Origin of the sequence: Treponema sp. OMZ 790 (genome assembly GCF_024181285.1) — a bacterium.
Taxonomy (GTDB): domain Bacteria; phylum Spirochaetota; class Spirochaetia; order Treponematales; family Treponemataceae; genus Treponema_B.
In genome coordinates this window covers 1,871,261-1,889,135 of the sequence record NZ_CP051201.1, presented here as the reverse complement: position 1 = coordinate 1,889,135, position 17,875 = coordinate 1,871,261, and the positions used below count along the sequence as shown (strand labels likewise).

General features: G+C 36.8%; 21 protein-coding genes and 2 tRNA genes. 20 read left to right on the top strand and 3 right to left on the bottom strand.

Going from position 1 to position 17,875, the window contains the following annotated elements; all coding sequences use genetic code 11:
• Positions 1-64: 64 nt before the first annotated feature.
• Positions 65-340: a helix-turn-helix domain-containing protein gene (locus tag E4O01_RS09190; protein WP_253691893.1), complete on the bottom strand. Its 276-nt coding sequence runs from the start codon at positions 338-340 to the stop codon at positions 65-67.
• 149 nt (positions 341-489) lie between these two features.
• Here E4O01_RS09190 and E4O01_RS09185 point away from each other — a divergent pair, with 149 nt between their 5' ends.
• The 8 genes from E4O01_RS09185 (at position 490) to E4O01_RS09150 (ending at position 7,438) form a co-directional block, all read left to right on the top strand.
• Positions 490-963, top strand: a complete 474-nt coding sequence (locus E4O01_RS09185) for a hypothetical protein (protein ID WP_253691892.1) — start codon at positions 490-492, stop codon at positions 961-963.
• A gap of 265 nt (positions 964-1,228) precedes the next feature.
• Positions 1,229-1,453 (top strand): hypothetical protein, encoded by a 225-nt coding sequence (locus E4O01_RS09180; RefSeq protein WP_253691890.1) that lies wholly within the window; start codon positions 1,229-1,231, stop codon positions 1,451-1,453.
• A gap of 66 nt (positions 1,454-1,519) precedes the next feature.
• Positions 1,520-1,747, top strand: a complete 228-nt coding sequence (locus tag E4O01_RS09175; RefSeq protein ID WP_253691889.1) for a hypothetical protein — start codon at positions 1,520-1,522, stop codon at positions 1,745-1,747.
• Positions 1,748-1,756: 9 nt separating this feature from the next.
• A complete protein-coding gene (locus E4O01_RS09170) occupies positions 1,757-2,215 on the top strand; it encodes a leucine-rich repeat domain-containing protein (protein ID WP_371819647.1) in 459 nt (152 codons plus the stop codon).
• A gap of 321 nt (positions 2,216-2,536) precedes the next feature.
• Positions 2,537-4,213 carry an ATP-binding cassette domain-containing protein gene (locus E4O01_RS09165; RefSeq protein ID WP_253691887.1) on the top strand — a complete coding sequence of 559 codons (1,677 nt, stop codon included), beginning with the start codon at positions 2,537-2,539 and terminating at the stop codon, positions 4,211-4,213.
• A 77-nt stretch (positions 4,214-4,290) separates the two neighbouring features.
• Positions 4,291-4,899: a hypothetical protein gene (locus E4O01_RS09160; protein WP_253691885.1), complete on the top strand. Its 609-nt coding sequence runs from the start codon at positions 4,291-4,293 to the stop codon at positions 4,897-4,899.
• Between the two features lie 14 nt (positions 4,900-4,913).
• Positions 4,914-5,096 (top strand): hypothetical protein, encoded by a 183-nt coding sequence (locus tag E4O01_RS09155; RefSeq protein ID WP_253691883.1) that lies wholly within the window; start codon positions 4,914-4,916, stop codon positions 5,094-5,096.
• 11 nt (positions 5,097-5,107) lie between these two features.
• On the top strand, positions 5,108-7,438 hold the full coding sequence (locus E4O01_RS09150) for a polysaccharide deacetylase family protein (protein WP_253691882.1): 2,331 nt from the start codon (positions 5,108-5,110) through the stop codon (positions 7,436-7,438).
• Between the two features lie 56 nt (positions 7,439-7,494).
• Here the strand turns inward: E4O01_RS09150 and E4O01_RS09145 are convergent, their stop codons facing one another.
• Positions 7,495-8,196: a LysM peptidoglycan-binding domain-containing protein gene (locus tag E4O01_RS09145; RefSeq protein ID WP_253691879.1), complete on the bottom strand. Its 702-nt coding sequence runs from the start codon at positions 8,194-8,196 to the stop codon at positions 7,495-7,497.
• Positions 8,196-9,272, bottom strand: coding sequence for a hypothetical protein (locus tag E4O01_RS09140; protein WP_253691878.1), 1,077 nt, complete (start codon positions 9,270-9,272; stop codon positions 8,196-8,198). Before E4O01_RS09140 ends, E4O01_RS09145 begins: the two co-directional genes overlap by 1 nt.
• Before the next feature lie 135 nt (positions 9,273-9,407).
• Here E4O01_RS09140 and E4O01_RS09135 point away from each other — a divergent pair, with 135 nt between their 5' ends.
• The 12 genes from E4O01_RS09135 to rplL all read left to right on the top strand — a co-directional run bounded on the left by E4O01_RS09135 (position 9,408) and on the right by rplL (position 17,766).
• Positions 9,408-11,567, top strand: a complete 2,160-nt coding sequence (locus E4O01_RS09135) for a peptidase domain-containing ABC transporter (RefSeq protein WP_253691877.1) — start codon at positions 9,408-9,410, stop codon at positions 11,565-11,567.
• On the top strand, positions 11,564-12,703 hold the full coding sequence (locus E4O01_RS09130) for an HlyD family secretion protein (RefSeq protein WP_253691876.1): 1,140 nt from the start codon (positions 11,564-11,566) through the stop codon (positions 12,701-12,703). The genes E4O01_RS09135 and E4O01_RS09130 overlap by 4 nt, the downstream gene beginning before the upstream one ends.
• Positions 12,700-14,109, top strand: a complete 1,410-nt coding sequence (locus E4O01_RS09125) for a hypothetical protein (RefSeq protein ID WP_253691874.1) — start codon at positions 12,700-12,702, stop codon at positions 14,107-14,109. Before E4O01_RS09130 ends, E4O01_RS09125 begins: the two co-directional genes overlap by 4 nt.
• Positions 14,110-14,265: 156 nt before the next feature.
• Positions 14,266-14,338 (top strand) — tRNA-Thr (locus E4O01_RS09120).
• Between the two features lie 40 nt (positions 14,339-14,378).
• Complete coding sequence (rpmG, locus tag E4O01_RS09115; RefSeq protein WP_044977405.1) at positions 14,379-14,549, top strand: 50S ribosomal protein L33; 171 nt, start codon at positions 14,379-14,381, stop codon at positions 14,547-14,549.
• 45 nt (positions 14,550-14,594) lie between these two features.
• A tRNA-Trp gene (locus tag E4O01_RS09110) sits at positions 14,595-14,667 on the top strand.
• A 23-nt stretch (positions 14,668-14,690) separates the two neighbouring features.
• The gene (gene secE / locus E4O01_RS09105) at positions 14,691-14,870 is read left to right on the top strand and encodes a preprotein translocase subunit SecE (protein ID WP_253691872.1); all 180 of its coding nucleotides are present in this window, start codon (positions 14,691-14,693) and stop codon (positions 14,868-14,870) included.
• A gap of 3 nt (positions 14,871-14,873) precedes the next feature.
• Positions 14,874-15,431, top strand: coding sequence for a transcription termination/antitermination protein NusG (gene nusG, locus E4O01_RS09100; protein ID WP_253691870.1), 558 nt, complete (start codon positions 14,874-14,876; stop codon positions 15,429-15,431).
• Between the two features lie 91 nt (positions 15,432-15,522).
• Complete coding sequence (gene rplK, locus E4O01_RS09095; RefSeq protein ID WP_002667599.1) at positions 15,523-15,954, top strand: 50S ribosomal protein L11; 432 nt, start codon at positions 15,523-15,525, stop codon at positions 15,952-15,954.
• Position 15,955: 1 nt separating this feature from the next.
• Entirely contained in the window at positions 15,956-16,636 is a 681-nt protein-coding gene (gene rplA / locus E4O01_RS09090) for a 50S ribosomal protein L1 (RefSeq protein WP_253691869.1), read from the top strand.
• A 2-nt stretch (positions 16,637-16,638) separates the two neighbouring features.
• Positions 16,639-17,256 (top strand): 50S ribosomal protein L10, encoded by a 618-nt coding sequence (gene rplJ, locus E4O01_RS09085; protein ID WP_253691868.1) that lies wholly within the window; start codon positions 16,639-16,641, stop codon positions 17,254-17,256.
• Positions 17,257-17,376: 120 nt separating this feature from the next.
• Positions 17,377-17,766, top strand: coding sequence for a 50S ribosomal protein L7/L12 (gene rplL, locus E4O01_RS09080; protein WP_253691867.1), 390 nt, complete (start codon positions 17,377-17,379; stop codon positions 17,764-17,766).
• The last annotated feature ends 109 nt before the right edge of the window (positions 17,767-17,875 follow it).

The window sequence follows — 17,875 nt, the reverse complement described above, 5'->3', positions numbered from 1 at the left end:
GATTTACATGGTTTTTTGTCAAGAGTTTTTATTTTATATAACAATATATAAATTGAGACGCTTATTAAAATATTTCCAAGGTTTTGGAAAGAAATTTGTCAAATTCTTTTATAAGTTCATCATGTAATTCTTGTTTAAGGGAAGGAGATAATTTATCTTTTTTATGGTTCTTAAATAATTCATCAGCTTCTACTTCCAAGGCAGAAGCTATTTTTTCTATAAAATTTATAGAGGGAAATCTTTTATGAGTTTCTATTTGTCCGATGTAGGCTGTATTAGTATCACATAATTCTGCGAGGTTTTCCTGAGTAATGTGCTTTTCTTTTCTAATTCTTCTCAAATTGCTAATAAAAATCTCTTGTAAGGTCATAAATATATGTTATTAGCTATTATTTTATTTTACAATGAGTTTAAAGATTATAAAATATTATGATATTATAAGCTTATAGCTTATAGAAATTGATATTATTTATATCAAGGAGGATCATTATGGGTAATAAAATTACTGACATTATGGATCAAGCATATGGAAGTATGCTTGTAGATATCTACAAACGTGTTTGTACAGTTTCAGGAGTTAATCCGACAATCGGTTCAGAAAAAGTTTGGAAAAAAACAAAGGAACTTGTGAACGAAATTATGAAGTCTTTTGAAGGAGAATATGAAGGAATTCCTCGGACATGGATAAAAAATCACTTGGATGATCCTAATTACTCATCTGAAAAAGATTGCATTGTAGTAAAAATCTTAAATAATGCTGTAAAAGAGGGCCGGCAATATAGTATTCCTTTATTTTGGATCCGGTTTATTGCATTTTTATATTGGATTATAAATGGAAATATTTTAAATGACTACAATTTTCAATCGGCTCAAAAGGACATTACTACCGAATACATAAAAAATATTAAAATAGGCGATGGTGAAGATGATATGTTTTTTGGGCTAATTAAGATTTTACTATGACATAGTAAAATCTAGTTGCAAGTATATTGTGGATATAAATATTTTTAAAAATATTTATTAGTACTAAATTGGTATTTATAGCCGCATTAAGGAGGATATGTATATGAGTTAATATTACATGTTAATTTATGGCAAAAAGTTAACATCTTAACTATTTGCAATGTAGTCGGAAATAGCAAATATCTAATTTGATTTTTGTTATGATCATAACACTTGTTGGTTTGTATTTTTATAAATTGATGATATCTTTATAGGAGATAAGAAAATGAAAAAAATGTTATTTTTTCTTTTTATGTTTGCATTATTTGGTGTTCTTGTAAAAGGTCAGAGAATGACACCCTCAGGCCAATACCAGTATCACAGTGATTATTTCAAAGTAAATGCATCTTCAGCAAAAGAAGCAGAAGCAATCGCTGAAAGTAAATACAATGCAAAATTTAGAGGGTATTTTAAGATTATTTCATCTAAAGCTACAGAATTGAAACATTAAAATAAATACCTTTAATTAAGGGGGAGTAATCTCCCCCATCGATGAAAATTGTAGTAGGGAGATATAATGTACAAAATTAAATTTATGGTTACATTTTTATATATTTTTATATCCGTGATGAAACTATATTCTGATAATACGGATATTGGGATAGATTCTTTTGAGTATATTTTTAATGCTCAAAAAAATTATATTGTTATTTCACGATATACTGGTAAGGAGATGAAAGTAATTATTCCTGAAAAAATAGATGACTATCCAATAGGTGAAATCGGAGAATATTGTTTTTTTTGAAATTCTTATATAAAATCTATAATATTACCTAATTCAATTGTTAGAATTAATAATGATGCTTTTAGAAATTCGTCTCTTACCAAAATAATACTATCAAGTTCTCTAAAATATATTGGTAATAAAGCTTTTTGTGATAGTCCATTAGAAACTATTATTTTACCTGATGGTTTAGAATATATCGGTGAATACGCTTTTTATAATACAGCTATTGCAAGGCTGATTATTCCTGATTCTGTAAAAAAAATTGATTGGTGGGCTTTTGGTAATTGTGAAAAATTAGAGTATATTAGATTATCTAAATTTTTGGATCAAATTCCATCTAGATTTTGCGAAAATTGTATAAATTTAAAGGATATAGAAAATATAGGTTTCTGTCCAATACAATCGACAGCTTTTGTAGGGTGTAGGAAACTTCCTATTAAAATTAGAAAAAAATTGATTGATGCAGGTTATAGCAATAACTTTTGATATATGTTTCGGCAGACAGACCTTAAATAAGAATTTTAAACGTGGTGGAATAAAAATAAACGGAAATAAGGGCGGTGATGCCGGTAATGATTTTTTTGAATCCAAAAATGAATAGATTAATTTTGTAATTGAGCAACTCCTTTTCCGAGATAAAAAGATACCCAATGTACCAAAATACATTGGGTATCTTTTGTAATTTGTATAATTAAAAAAATCTTTGCGAAGCTAAAGCCTTGGCTTATAGTAAAATTTTTAGGTGTTGACAAAAATCTGAGGGGGGGGGGTATACTATATACTCAATCACAGCAAAAGGAGATTTAAATGCAAAGTTTAAAAAAAATAATTTCGATGTACAATTTAAAAAAACATATTTATTCTTGTGCTTTTATATCGCTTATCTTTTCGCTTGTGTCGTTGATCTCGCTTATTTACCCTAAACTTTACGGCACCTTTATTTCTAATCTTGAAAATAATACTAATCCTTCAAAAGTGCTTTTTACTTATATAGGAGTAATTTGCTTTTCGCTCATCTTTGAGTACCTTGTCGGTTGGGTATTCGGTAAGGTGCATATGCGCTTTGACTCTGCCCTGCGCTACGGTCTTTATTCTTCACTTTCTAAACATTCCGAAAAAACGATTAAAACTCACGGGCAAGGTTACTATGAAAATATTATGGACGCTTCAGTCGGCTCAATTCTTTCGCTATTTGTGCCTTCCGTAATGAATAAGCTGATGGGCGTTGTGCGCTATATTTTTATTCTTGTAATCCTTTTTACATATTCTTATATCTTCGGCCTTTTAGGTCTTGCGGCTCTTGCCCTTTATACATGTGCTTATTTTATTAACCGAAAATTTTATTCTCCGATGTTTTTAAAAACAATGAAATCTTATGCATCTCTTCATTCAAAAATGATAGAGGCGCTTTCGATGACAACTCTTTTTCGGAGCTTTCCCTTATTTAAAATTGAAAAAGACGAAAGAATAAAAAACACAATAAACCATGTAAATGACAGCGTGCGCAAAACCGATTTATTTTCGGATACCGTTTACCGCCTTGTTCCCGTTTATGTATTGCCTTTATTGTCGGTTGCTCTTATGGCAGTTTCTGCAAAGATGTATTTTGCCGGTTCTTTGTCTTTAAGCCTTTTGGTAACCGTGATCGCATACTTTTCGCAGCTGACTTCGGTCTTAGGAGATCTTGATTCGGTTAGTCAAGCCTACTTTGGAGCCTGTGAAAGTACCGATGAAATTTTAAGTTTGATGGAAGAAGAGGACATAAAAGAAAAACTTATGATAGAAGATAAATCGCAAGATTTTTTCTTTGATATTTCCGGTTTAAATTTAGAGATCGATAAGGAACGGAGCCTTTTTATAGACCGGTTAAATTTCGGCTTGAACAAAAAATATGCTCTGCTCGGTGTTTCCGGTCCCGGTAAGTCGAGCCTTTTAAATATTCTTTTGGGACGGGACAAGATGACAGGAAATGTTTTTGTGTTTAACAAAAATACAAATCCATACGATTATAAATTATCCGATAAAATTCTTTATATCTCCCAAGACTCCTATATTCTAAATGCCGATATAATTCAAAATATCGAGCTGGGCTGCCATAACAAAGACCTTGCAGAAAAAATAATTGATCTTTTACAGCTCGGTTCTTTAAAAGGAAGAGATTTAGGTATAGACGGGAAACACATTTCAGGCGGAGAAAAGAGGCTGATAAATATTGCCCGTATATTTTTCCATGCAGAAAGATACGATTACCTAATCTTCGACGAAATTTTTACTTCGATAGATGTACTCACAAAAAGGAGAATATTTCCGCTTTTAAAAAATTTAATCAAAAACAAAGCTTGCATAATAGTTTCACACGATATAGAAGAAATAGAATTCTTTTGTGATCATGTAGTTTCTATTGAAACCGACGGCAAAATCTTTTCCGGCACTTATGAAGAAGCAAAGATGAATAAAAGCTTTTTAAATAAGATATTGGCTTAAAACTAAAACTTTTTCTCCTCTTCTTCTCCAAATTTCCTCCCTTTTCAAAGCTTTAAAAAAGGTGTATAATTAAAGACATGGCTAATGATATGCAAAATACGGAACGAGAGCTTTTTGCTGTCGTAGATTATATTTTAAACAGGGCCGGGGAGAGGGAAATAGAGGTTATTTCGGCTGCCTTGGAGCGAAAGGCACAAGAAAAGTCTCATGCAAATCCCTTGTCGGCTATAAATCCCGAAAATATGGCAAAACAGATGTCTGAATCCATAAACCGCTCAATTCAGACTAGTCTTGAAGGTGTGCGCCATACCTTCCGCGATTTTGCTGCCGATATGCTTTTAAAAGAAGCTCCCGAACTTTCCGAAGGTCAGATGAAGGCTCTTATCGACTCTTGGATTCCCGAACAAGGCTCCTATGACGGTTCAATAAAAACTCTTGCAAAAAACGGAAAGATTGACGGGATTCCTGCCGATGTATTATATGGAATGATTTTGCAATTTGTTTCTTACAGCATAGGCGAAATGAGTGCAAAAGAAAACGATGAGCTAAAAACGGCGATGGGAAACTGGACTGAAAAATACTGGAGCCGTTTTCCGATGAGAGTCAAACAGGAGATAAAAAGCTTTATCAACGGTGAAATCACATCGGGTGAATTCAGGAAGAATATCACTGCTCTTATTTCTTAAAAGGGGTATTTAAAATGAGTAAAACAGAAACTTGTTCAAGCTATGAAGGAATAGACGAAGTTTTCGGTAAAATAGGCGAAATGCAAAAAAAAATCGCTATAAAAAAGATAGCCGAAATGGAAGAATCTTTAGAAAAACTTGAAGAAGAATTAACCGATATTATCAATACTCATTCAAATATATTGACGGAAAATTAATGGAGATTTTTATGAAGAAAAACTTAAAATTTGCCTTACCGGTTTGCTTTATTTTTTTTGCTTTATTAAACCTTCATTCCGAGCTTTATTTTGAATCCGCAGATATCAATACGGAAGGCGATATTTTATTCGATATAAAGGCGGATGCTTATGAGGGCTATTCGTATAAAACCCTTTTTAAATATTCGCATGAAAACAACAAGATAGAACAACTTACTTTTTTTCCCGAAAAATTACAGCTTTTAGGAAACAATAAATTTTTGCAAGTTTCAAACCGCTTCGGCATTATAAGACTTGACCTCAACTCAGGAGTTTTCGATTCTCATTCCGATTTTGAGCCTCTTTCGGCATCCAATTCTTCAAAGATAGGCGCCCTCAACAATATAAAATCGAGTCCCGACGGAAGATGGCTTACTCTGGTAGAGCCCGTTACCCTTGTTCACGGACGGCTTGTTCTGACCGATACCCATACCGGCCGAAGATATACATTGAGCGAAAAAAATGTCCGAAATGATCTTCCGGTCTCTTGGTCACCCGATTCAAAGATTATTTTATATGAAGATGCCGGCATGATTTACTTTGCCAGACCTGAGTGGTTTTCTGCTGCCTCTTTCCCCGATAAGAATTTTAGAAGGCTTTCTAAGGGCAAAATAAAAAACTTGAGATGGATTTCTTCTTCGGAGTTTATTTTTTTGTCGGGGAATGCTTTTTATAAGGTTTCTTCCACCGAGCTTTTTACAAAGGCCTTTTACGGACCATTATTTTCGGTGGGAAAACTTGCGGCAAAAATACCTTCGGATTTTTCTCCTGCCTTTGATTCTATTTTTATAGCTCCCGACGGCAGGACTGCAATTTTCGTTAAAGGAAAAAGAAATGTTTATTACATTAAACTGGATGGAGACGATTACGTAAATGTGTACTCTTCAGATTCTATTCCGTATTTATTGCTTCCCGGCAATACGGCTGAAGTATCGGTGCATTGGAAGGGCCGCACTCCCATCGTGTTTGCCGAAGGTCTTGCCGATGGAACAAAAATTTTAAGAGCATGGCAAATTCTTCCGTCTTCTTCAAGTTTTGAAAAAATTCCCATTATCGAAAAAAGCTCGTTTCTTGCCGCTTCTCCTAATTTTGAAGTTGCAGCTTTTAAAGAAGAGGAGGGGATAGTTTTTTATTCCACCTCACAAGCAGGCGAAAACGGCAAAAATTTATGGAAAAAACTCACAGTATTTTCCGATGAAAAAATTGTCACAGCCGTTTGGAAAAATAATTTTACCGTTTTTTTGGGCGGCGAAAATTATATATACGAATATAACCTTAACGATAACCCTTCCGGCTCAAGCAAGAAAAAAATTTCAGTTTCGTCAATGCAGGATTATAGTTGGTCTGACTCAGGTAAAGAAATTTTGATAACCTCAAAGATCGGCAGTCATGATTCAGGCAGTTTTGAAACCTTACAATATGCTTCAAATTTAAAATGGAGTCTTTCCGCAAAAAAAATTATGCAAAAAAAGAATTCGAATCTTTCGGATAGAATTTATATAGATTCAAGCTCCGGATATTTTGCAAACATGATCTATATCCGCCGGCTTAAAGATTTTATAACTCGCCCGCTTTTGGAAGACGGAGGCTTTTTGCGGGATATGGCTCAAAAAAAGCCGTCGCTTGAAAGTACCAATTCTTCTTCCGTTTTTTCTCATGGAAGCCGAAGCGGAAAAAAAAGAATTGCCTTAGTGTTTGATGCTATGGATGATATGGACGGAATTGCAAACATTCTCTATACCTTAAAAAAGAACAATATAGGTGCGACTTTTTTTATAAACGGCGAGGCGATGAGGCAAAATCCTAATGCCGTTAAAGAGATTGTAAAAAGCGGACATCAATGCGGCTCCCTTTTCTTTACTACATGGAATTTAAACGATACCGGTTATCGGATAGATGAAGGCTTTATAAAACAGGGGCTTGCCCGTAATGAGGATAATTTTTATTCTTTGACAGGTTCCGAGCTTTCGCTTATTTGGCATACACCACATTACATTGCTTCTTCTCTTATTATAGGTGCCGGGAAAAATGCCGGTTATATTTTTATTTCACCTGATGTGCGTCTTTCCGATTGGATTAGCCCTGATGAAAAGCCGGCTGTTCCTTACCTTTACAAATCTTCTGCCGAGTTAATTGAAGATATAGCAGAGACTGTTCAGCCGGGCTCAATAGTACCGATACGTATAGGTAAAACCCTGTCAAACCGAGGCGATTATCTTTATTATAATTTGCAGCTTTTAATCGATGTTTTAACCGAAATGGGATATTCGATTACCGATGTTAAAACTTTGATGGGTTCTTGATAAAAAATCCCCAATATCTAAAAGATTTTGGGGATTTTTTCATATTAGTTTAATTTTTATTTAAAGCTTTTATATGTTTTTGAAGGATCGTAGAGTCCCGACCTTTTTTCTCCCTTAACGGACGGTATTGTTAAAATTATACCGGGTTCGACCCAGTTGGGATTTGTTGCATCAGGAAGTTTATCCTTGTTGGCTTCATATAGTTTTCGCCACATAAACGGATTTCCATATACTTCCTTTTTGGCTGCAATATTCCATAAACAATCCCTTTCTCCTCTCCATGTTCTAATTTTATATTGAGAAGGAAGTTCAGCAAGGCCTGTGTCATCTTTTCCCTTGACTACAGAAAGAGCATCTATTACCCTTTGGGCACATACGACTGCAACATCATAGTTTTCGTTATCGAAGGCTATGCCGCCTGCATTTAAGGCTTCTTCTGCCGTCTTATAGGCATCGGGATATTTTTCTTCGGCTCCGTTTGCCTTGGCCCAAGTAAATCTGGTACGCGCCTTGTTCATTTCTTGTTCGGCTTCGGTTTTAGCCAGCATCTTTTGAATAAACTCCGATGATTGCTGTGCATAGCTTTCTGCAAGTTTAGAATATTCTATTGCAGCATCATAGTCTCCTTCATCATAGGCCTTTGCTGCAAGTTCGGTATAAGCCCGGCTCTTTCTTTGATATTCGTTATCGTCATACGATACTGCAAAAAGAGGTATTAAAACCAGTAAAAATATTAAGATTATTCCGAATTTTTTCATTATTGGCCTCCTTCTGCATTATCTCGTTGGTTGTTTCCCGTGCTTTCAGATTCGTCATTTTGTGTATCGATATTTTCAACGGGTGCTCCGGTTTCGGGAGTAGAAAGATCCTGTAAATCAAGCTCTCCTTGGTTAAAGCCTTCTCCGGCCTCGGTCAAAGGAGCTTCTTGATCGGCTTCCAATGCCAAATCAGAGCTTTCCTGCTGTCTTTTTGCTGCTTCAGCCATAGCTTTTTCGGCTTCAGCCCGTTTTAAAGAAACTTCTTCATATAGTTTTGCAAAGATTTTTGCCGCTTCATTGTAGGATTGATAGGCTTCTTTATAATTTGCCGTATCGGCAGCCGATTTTCCCCGATTATAGGTTCGAACAGCCTTGTTGTATTCTTCCTTTCGGCTTCTTGCAACTTTAATCGAGTCGCAGTCTTCTTTATATTCTTTTGCAATGTCTCTGGATGTTTTGGTAAGTTCAAAATATCCCTTGTTTACTACCTTTTTATAAAGTTTTAGAGCATCTTCGGAAGATTCTTTTGCCATATTATAGTCTAATTGGTAAAGATCCACCGTGTTGATTGAAAATCTTTCGGCTTCGACATAGTCTGTGGGAGAATATCCGGCAAAATTGTTGCTTTCTATCTCATCCCGTAAAGATGCCGAATTCATTAGATTTGAAAGAGTATCATATCTGGTGACTGCTTCGTTGTACTTTGCAATTGCGGCCTTATAATTGCCTGCTTGTGCTTCAGAGTCTGCTTCCTGCTTTATATTTTCCGGAACTTGAAAAAGTTCTTCATGAGCTTTATCGGCACCAAGTTCTATAGCTCTTTTTCTGGCTTTGTTTACTTTTCCGTTTTCACCTTGAAGAAGTTTAAGCTCGGTAAGAAGAGGGTCGGATGTAGTCATGCCCGGATCAGCGGTTTCGGTCATAGTATCCGCCGTTTCAGCAACACTGGGCTTTACCTCTTCAATTTTTGCAGGTTTAGGCGGAGTATCTTGTGCTTTTTGTTTCGATGTACATGCCGAAAACAAAATCGGCACAAAGATAAACAGCATAATAATCAGTTTGTGATTTTTTTTCATTAATACCTCCCAATTTATATTAACCATGATACCCCTTTTTTTTATTTTTTTCAAGCTCTAAGTTATTTTTGTTTATTTTTTTAAAATTTACTATTTATTGCAAAAAAAAGATATAAGAATTATAGAGAGGTATATATGAAAAATATTATTTTACAAACGAATCAAGCTGATTGCGGGGCTGCATGTATTGCCAATATATGCAGGCATTACGGGAAATCTATCGAAATAGATAAGATAAGGGAAATTTTGACGCTGAATAAAAATGCCAATTCCGGTTTAGGAATAATTCACGCTGCAGAAACTTTAGGCTTTTCATGCAGAGGTGCTGTTTCGGACACAAAGGAGCTTCCCAAAAATATTCCGCTGCCTTGTATTGTGCACATAGCAAGGGGGAACGAAAACTTATATCTCGTCGTTTACCGATGGGATAAAAAATATGTCTATTTGGCGGATCCTGCTATGGGCTATCAAAAAACCGATATAGAAATTTTTAAAAAGTTATGGACGGGTGTGTTCTTTATTATTTTGCCTGCTCCCGATTTTTCCGCAAAAAATGAGAAATCGAGGGGCTTAATGCGCTTTTTACCCATTTTAAAATCGCACAAAAAAATATGCGCCGAAATTCTTGCTGCAAGTATTATTTTGTCGTTTTTAGGCATCATCAGTGCTTTTTATTTTCGATTTTTAATCGATGAAGTTTTAAGTTCCAATTTGAATGACTCGCTTACAAGTTTTTCGATAGGTTTTTTGGGTGTAATCATATTTAGAAGCCTTTTGGGGCTTGCCAGAAATCAGTTATTGATGCATATCAGCTACAAAATAGATATGGCATTGATTTATCGGTATTTTGAACATGTGTTACACCTGCCCATGAGGTTCTTTACCCAAAAAAAGACGGGTGAAATTATTGCAAGAATGAATGATACGGGTACAATAAGACAGGTTATTTCAGCTACAGCCCTAACCGTAGTCTTGGATTCTTTGATGTTGATCTTCGGTTCCGTTTTTTTGATTTCGTTGGGCTCCAATCTGCTCATTGCGGCTATTGTTCCCGTCATAATAAGTTCAATTCTGGTATGGTTTTATGCAAAGCCTTATCAAGTCAAGATAAGAAAAAGAGCTGTAGCCGAAGCCGAAAAACATTCATGTATTGTCGAAAGTCTTAACGGAATTTCTACGATAAAGGCCCTATGTGCCGAATCCAAGGCTCTTGAGCGGGCTGAATTTAAGATTGTAAATGCTATCCGCAAAGGCATAAATTTCGGAACTTTTTCAAACTATCAAAACAGTATTCAAAATTTTATCGGAAGATGCGGAACATTGGCTATTTATTGGCTTGGAAGTTTAAACATATTAAACGGTTCTATGTCATTGGGGCAGCTTATTTCGTTTGTTATCCTTTCAGGTTATTTTTTGGATCCTCTTGCACGGCTTTTGACCCTTCAACCTCAGCTTCAAGAGGCCTATGTTGCCGCCGAAAGGCTTGCCGAAATCTTTGACGAAGAAACCGAAGAAAATTTGGATAACGGAAAAATTGAAACGGACGGGCTTTCAGGAAAAATCGACATAAAAAATCTTTCGTTTGGTTATGATTTGAATTTTAAAAATTTGAACAAAATAAATTTGAGCATAAATGCAGGGGAGAGGGTTGCCTTTGTCGGAGCTTCCGGTTCGGGAAAAACTTCTCTTGCAAAGCTTTTGATGAAATTTTATTCTCCGCAAGAAGGCGATATTTTTATAGATAATATCAATCTCAAAGATTTGAAGACGGCTTCTTACCGAAAACAGGTAGGCTATGTACCGCAGGAAATTCTTTTATTTTCGGGAACTATAGCGGAAAATATAAATTGGAGTTCGGGAAACGGGGATTACAGACGTATGATTTCTGCCGCAGAGGTTTCAGGTGCTTCTTCGTTTATCGAAGCTCTTCCCGACAGGTACAATACGATGGTGGGCGAGCACGGCACAACCCTTTCGGGAGGAGAAAGACAGCGTATAGCCATTGCCCGTATTCTTTTGCACAATCCTTCTATCCTGATTTTGGATGAGGCTACTTCTGCCCTCGATGGAATTTTGGAAGAACAGGTTTTCAATACTCTAAAAGAAATTGCCTCAGGCAGGACATTTATAATCATAGCCCATCGGTTAAGCACCATTAAAGATTGCGACAAAATATTTGTATTTGACAAGGGTGAAATAGCCGAATCGGGAACCCACGCCGATTTACTCGAAAAAGACGGAGTTTATTCGCGGTTATGGGAAACACAGAACAAGGAAGAGGAGGTTGTAGCATGAAATCGATATTGTACGTTGAAGATTTAACCTATACAGGAGAGGTTCTGCATGAACAAAAAACCGGGATTTTCAGTTCTGTAGTTTTTATTATTTGTCTCCTTGCAGTTTTTTCTATTGGATGGATTGTTTTAGGCGAAAAGGAAGAAGTTGTAAGGGCGTCAGGCATGGTTCGGCCCATCGATAATATTTCTTTTGTTAAAACCTTTACGGCAGGAAAAATAAAGAACATTTACTTTACTTCCGGCCAATATGTAGAAAAAGGAGACCTCCTTTTAAGTATTGATGACAGTCTTGCTGAAAAAGAAAGAGAAAATATTGAAAACCTTATATTTAAGCTCGAAAAAAAGATCGAAGATGCCGGCCTTTGTATCGAAAGTGCAGAAAAAGATGTAATGCTTGTGCCCCCTGAACGGGAAATAGCCTACAAGCATATGGAAAATTATTTTTCGGTAAAAACTAATTTGGAAAAAACTTTGGAATTAAATACGGGATTGCTTGAAGAAGAAAAATCCCTTCCCGATTTTAGTTTGGCAAGTAAAAAGCTTGAAATTCTTAATTTGAACGTTGAAAAGAGCAAAAGTGATTTGGAACAATATAAAAATTCCTTTTTTCATTCTCTTCTTAGAGAAAAAGAAGCCTTGGAGGCTCAAAACGAGAATTTAAAGAATTCCCTTTTTAGAGTGCAGGAAGATTTAAAACTTTTTAGCCTTCATGCTCCTATTTCCGGCGAGATTCAAGAGCTTTCTTCCCTTAATTGCGGCGACAACGTTTTTAGCGGTCAAGAAATTCTAAAAATTGTGCCTTCAACAAGTGAAAATATAAGGGCCGTTCTACGGCTTCCGTCATCAAAAGCCGGCTTGATAAAAGAAAATATGAAAGTCCGCTTAAAATTTCCTGCCTTTCCCCACCACGAATTCGGCAGCCTTGACGGGTTGGTTGAAACAATCCTACCCGATGTATCGTCAGGAGCAAAAAATGCCGAGTATTTTGTTTTTGTAAAATTGGACGGAAATACTCTGCCAGACAAAAAAGGCATGGCGCATTTTTTAAAAGTCGGCTTGGATACCGAAGCATCGATAGTCACTCAGACGGGCTCAATCCTTTCATTTATATTAAAAAGGTTGGAGGTAAAATGAAAAAAATTCTATTAAAAATGATTTTTGTTGTTATTTTGCTTTCACTTTATGCTGAACATGGAGTAGGCTCTGAGATGCCGGCATTTTTTGATAAGGTGAATCCTTTAATCGAAAAAAATCCTCAGTATAAAAGGATTGAATTGGATTCAAATTTAAATCGGATGCTTCTTTTTTCGGAATTTGCAAATTGGTTTCCGTCTCCTTATGCGGATTTAAACACATCGGTTTCAGGTGTAAAAATCGATAAACTATATAAATCCTTTGATACTGATGTGTCTTTCGGGATTAGTCAAAAACTTCCTTTGGGTATAAAATTAAACATTATCGGAAAGCAATCTTACGGGATTTTTTTTGATAGTCAGGCCGAGTATTCATATAAATTCGATTCCGGGGCTAATTTATCCGTTCCCTTATGGTTTATGGCTCCATCGGCCGTTTCCGATTTTATAAAGCAGGAATTTAATCTTTATCGGGAAAAAAAGCGGCTTTACAGTCTCGAAAAGGATAAGGGGAAAAAAGACTTGATTGTTAAAATCCTTTTTGCCGTGGGTTCCGAAAAAATTTTAAAGAAAAAGATTGCCTTATTAAAAAATATCCAAAAATGGAATATCGAAGAAAACGAAAAAAACAAAGTTTTGTTTTCGCAGGGAAAACTTTCTGTTTTGGAATACTCCGAAATGGATAAAAAAATGAGGCAAAACGATATTTTGCTTTTTCAAACGGAGCAAAGTTATGATGCTCTTATAAGTGAAATTTCGGCTATGGGCTTGGAATTGACCGATCTTGACGAAAATATTGATTCTTGGCTGGAATTTTTTGAAAATTTTGTTTTTTATCTGCAAAATACGGCTTCGGCCGGGGATGAGACAAGTCTTTTAAGGCATCAAACATCGTGGCTTCAATCTGTGCAAAATTTTCGATCCAAGATTCCTAATTTTTTTATTTCGTGTAATGTAGACTTTAAACCTGCCAAAGCTTATTATCCGTCTTTTCCCGCCGCATTTATGGGCTGCTGGAAAGATAATCCGCAAATCAAATGGTCGGTGTCTATGAATTTAAGAATAAACTTATCTCCTTTTCATGACGAATTTAAATTGAACAAAAATTTTAAGATTTTAAAAGAGATCAATGATTTGGATGAATCTTTTTTAAAAAACAAAATTGAAGAAGGAAAAAGAACCGGATTAAAAAATATTGAAGAAGCCCGTTTTATAAAGGGAATGGCAAAATCTGCCCTCGAAATTCAAAAACAATATTACACTCTTGCCGAAGAATTCCATAAACAGGGCAGGACCAGTATGCACGAATTATCTGCCGCAAAAAATCTCTTGGAAGAAACAAAAATCAACTATTATGCAGAAAGATTGTCCTATATTTTAAAAATATTGCAAGTTTATAACTTTTAGTTCCGAAGAATTTTTTAAATTTACTCTTTAAAATTTCAGACATTCTCTTTTTGGGGAATGTCTGATTTTGGTCTAATTTAGCTAAAATTCCGCATCAAGCTATTGACAAAAAAAAGCTGATTTGATAGAATGCTTGAACCTGTTTTATGGGTATTTGCTCCTGTAGCTCAGTCGGCAGAGCACAACCATGGTAAGGTTGGGGTCAGCAGTTCAATTCTGCTCGGGAGCTTTTCGGAAACGAGACCTAGAATTTTGCGGAGGGTAAAGTAATGGCTAAGAAAACGGCTGTAGAGCTCATAGCTCTTCAATGCAGCGAATGTAAAAGAAAGAATTATACTACATCTAAGAACAGAAAAAACATTCAGGGTAAACTTGAATTGATGAAGTATTGTTCTTTTGATCGCAAGCATACATTGCATAAGGAAACAAAGATAAAGTAGTCGAATAAGTCCGTATCTGCTAAGGCGGCGGACTTAGAGTTAATTAGGTCAGTAGCTCCAATGGTAGAGCGTCGGTCTCCAAAACCGAATGTTGAGGGTTCGAGTCCTTCCTGGCCTGTAATTTTAAAAAACGAGGTTTTTATGGCTAAAATTGGAACTTTTTGGAAAGAATGTATAGGGGAGCTTAGAAAAGTTGTCTGGCCTACAGCTTCTGAAGTAGGATCTTCTGTAAAGGTCGTATTGATTTCTACCCTCATCGTAGCTGCTTTTCTCGGCGGTCTTGATGCTTTCTTTATAGCTTGTGTAGGTTGGATTTTTTAAATAATGGCTAAGGCTTGGTACATTCTTCATACCTATTCGGGTTATGAGAATAAAATTGAAAGAACGATACGTACTCTTATAGAAAAAGGAATTATTTCTGCCGATTTCGTTACAGATATAAAAATACCTGAAGAACTTGTAATCGAAAACAAGGGCGGAAAAAAGCGCAATGTTAAGCGAAAATTTCTTCCCGGTTATATGCTTGTAGAAATGAATCTTCCTGATCTCGGCTGGAAAAGCGTTTGCTCCGAAATCCGCAAAATTCAAGGTGTAACCGGTTTCTTGGGTACTGCAGGAAATGAAAAACCTCAGCCTATTTCTTCCGAAGAAGCAAAGGAAATCTTGCAAAAAACCGGAGAAATTAAGGGCGATAAAAACATCAGAGTTATTCAAAATTTCAGTGAAGGACAGCATGTCAAGATCATCGAAGGTGCTTTTGCCTCGTTTACCGGCGTTATCGATGAAGTTATGGCAGATAAAAACAAGTTAAGAGTTATGGTTGCGATTTTCGGCCGTACAACACCGGTTGAAGTCGAAATGTCTCAGGCCGAAATCATTTAAGTTTTAAATAAGGTGCGGTGATGTTCATTTGCACTTTAATTGTATATTACGGGAGGAGGGAAAACCTCCGTTTGTACCGGAAGGAGAGAAAATGGCAAAGAAAAAGGTTGTGACACAGATTAAACTTCAGTGTCCGGCAGGAAAAGCAACTCCTGCACCGCCTATAGGCCCGGCTCTGGGTCCGCACGGTGTAAGTGCACCTCAGTTTGTACAGCAATTCAATGACCGTACAAAATCCATGGAGCCCGGTTTGGTTATTCCCGTTGTTATTACGGTATATGCCGATAAAAGTTTTACTTTTATCCTCAAAACACCGCCTGCATCGGTTTTAATCAAAAAAGCCTGTAAAATTGAAAAAGGTTCTGCCACATCGGTTACCGCAAAAGTTGGAAAACTTTCAAAAGCCGCATTGGAAGAAATCGCAAAAACAAAGATGCCCGATATCAATGCAAACGACATTGAAGCTGCAAAGAAAATTATTGCAGGAACTGCACGAAGTATGGGTGTAGAGGTGGAGCGCTAATATGAGACACGGAAAAAATTACAAAAATGCAATCGCAAAGTATGATTCTGCAGCCTCCTATGAGCTTCCCAAGGCTGTTGAGATTGTCAAAGAGCTTAAATACGCCAAATTCGACGAAACGGTTGAAGTTCATGTAAGTTTAACCCTTGGTAAAGGACAGAGCGTCAGGGATACCCTCGTTCTTCCTCATCAGTTTAGGGGCGAAAAGAAAGTTTTGGTTTTTTGTACGGATGACAGAGTAAAAGAAGCTCTTGATGCCGGTGCTGCCTATGCAGGTTCTGCAGAATACATTGAAAAGGTAAAGGGCGGTTGGCTCGATTTCGATATCGCAGTTGCTACCCCCGATATGATGAAGGATGTAGGACGCTTGGGTATGGTGCTCGGCCGAAGAGGTTTGATGCCCAATCCCAAAACAGGAACGGTTACCACGGATATTGCAAGCGCTATCAATGAGCTTAAAAAAGGCCGTGTAGAATTCCGTGCCGATAAGGGCGGTGTTGTGCATCTTCCTGTCGGAAAAGTTTCTATGGATTCTTCAAAGATTGTAGAGAACGTACAGGCTCTTATCAATGAAACGATGAGAAAAAAGCCTGCCGACGCAAAGGGTGACTATATCAGATCCGTATCAATTAGTTCGACAATGGGCCCTGGTGTTTGGGTTGATTATAAGGTAGGAGAGTAAAAATGGCATTAAGAACAAAAAATCCGAATCGCCAAAAAACAGAAGCGATTGAAAGCATCAAAAATGATGTAAAAGCCTCCTCCTCTTTTATTTTTACCGAGTACAGAGGTTTAAAGGTTGAGCAGATTACAGAGCTTCGCAAAAAGCTCCGTGAAAATGCTTGTACATACAAGGTTGTACGCAATAATTTTGCACGCATTGCTTTTGAAGATGCAGATATTAAGGATGTAGATTCCTGGTTGACAGGTCCTACAGCCTTGGCTATGGTTGCAGAAGATGCAAACCTCGCAGCTAAAACCTTGTTTGAATATGCAAAAGATGCTCCGGCTCTTGTAATTAAGGGTGCGGTAGTTGACGGTGAGATTTATGATGCCAAACAAATTGAGGCATTTTCAAAACTTCCCGGCAAAAAAGATCTTATTGCAATGTTTATGTCTACAGTCAATGCTACAACTTCCAAGTTTGTACGCACCTTACAGGCGATTGTGGATAAGGGCGGAGCCCAAGCCGCTGCTCCTGCAGAGGCAAAAGCTGAAGCATCTGCTTCAGAGGAAAAAGCGGCTGATAAGCCTGCTGAACAGCCCGCAGAGACTGCTCCCGAAGCAGCTCCGGAGGCTTAATACTAAGGTTTCGGAAAATTTTCGAAATAAATTTTTAAGCAGTCAGGCTTCAGAAGCTGACCCCCTGTCTGCTTAAGGTGCTAAAAAAGCACAAAATATAATTTTTAAGGAGAAGATAATATGGCAGCATTAACAAATGATCAAATTATTGAAGCAATCGGCGAAAAAACGATTCTTGAACTTTCCGAGCTCATCAAAGCTATGGAAGAAAAATTCGGTGTAACAGCCGCTGCTCCCGTTGCAGTAGTTGCAGGCGGAGCTGCAGGAGGCGGAGCCGCTGAAGAAGAGAAGACAGAATTTACTGTTACTCTTAAAGGTCTTACTGATCCCGGTAAAAAGATCGGCGTTATCAAGGAAGTTCGAAACGTTGTTCCCGGTCTCGGCTTGAAAGAAGCTAAAGAGCTCGTTGAAGGAGCTCCGAAAGTCCTTAAAGAAGATGTTTCTAAAGAAGAAGCAGCTAAAATTAAGGAAGCTATTACGGCAGCCGGCGGTGAAGTTGAAATTGCTTAATAAGCAAAATACCGGCTTTACGCCGGGCTTTGCAGTGTTCTTTCCAAAAAGGAACACTGCAGCATAAACAATGAATTTTCTCTAAGACTTCCTGTATAGAATTTCAGGA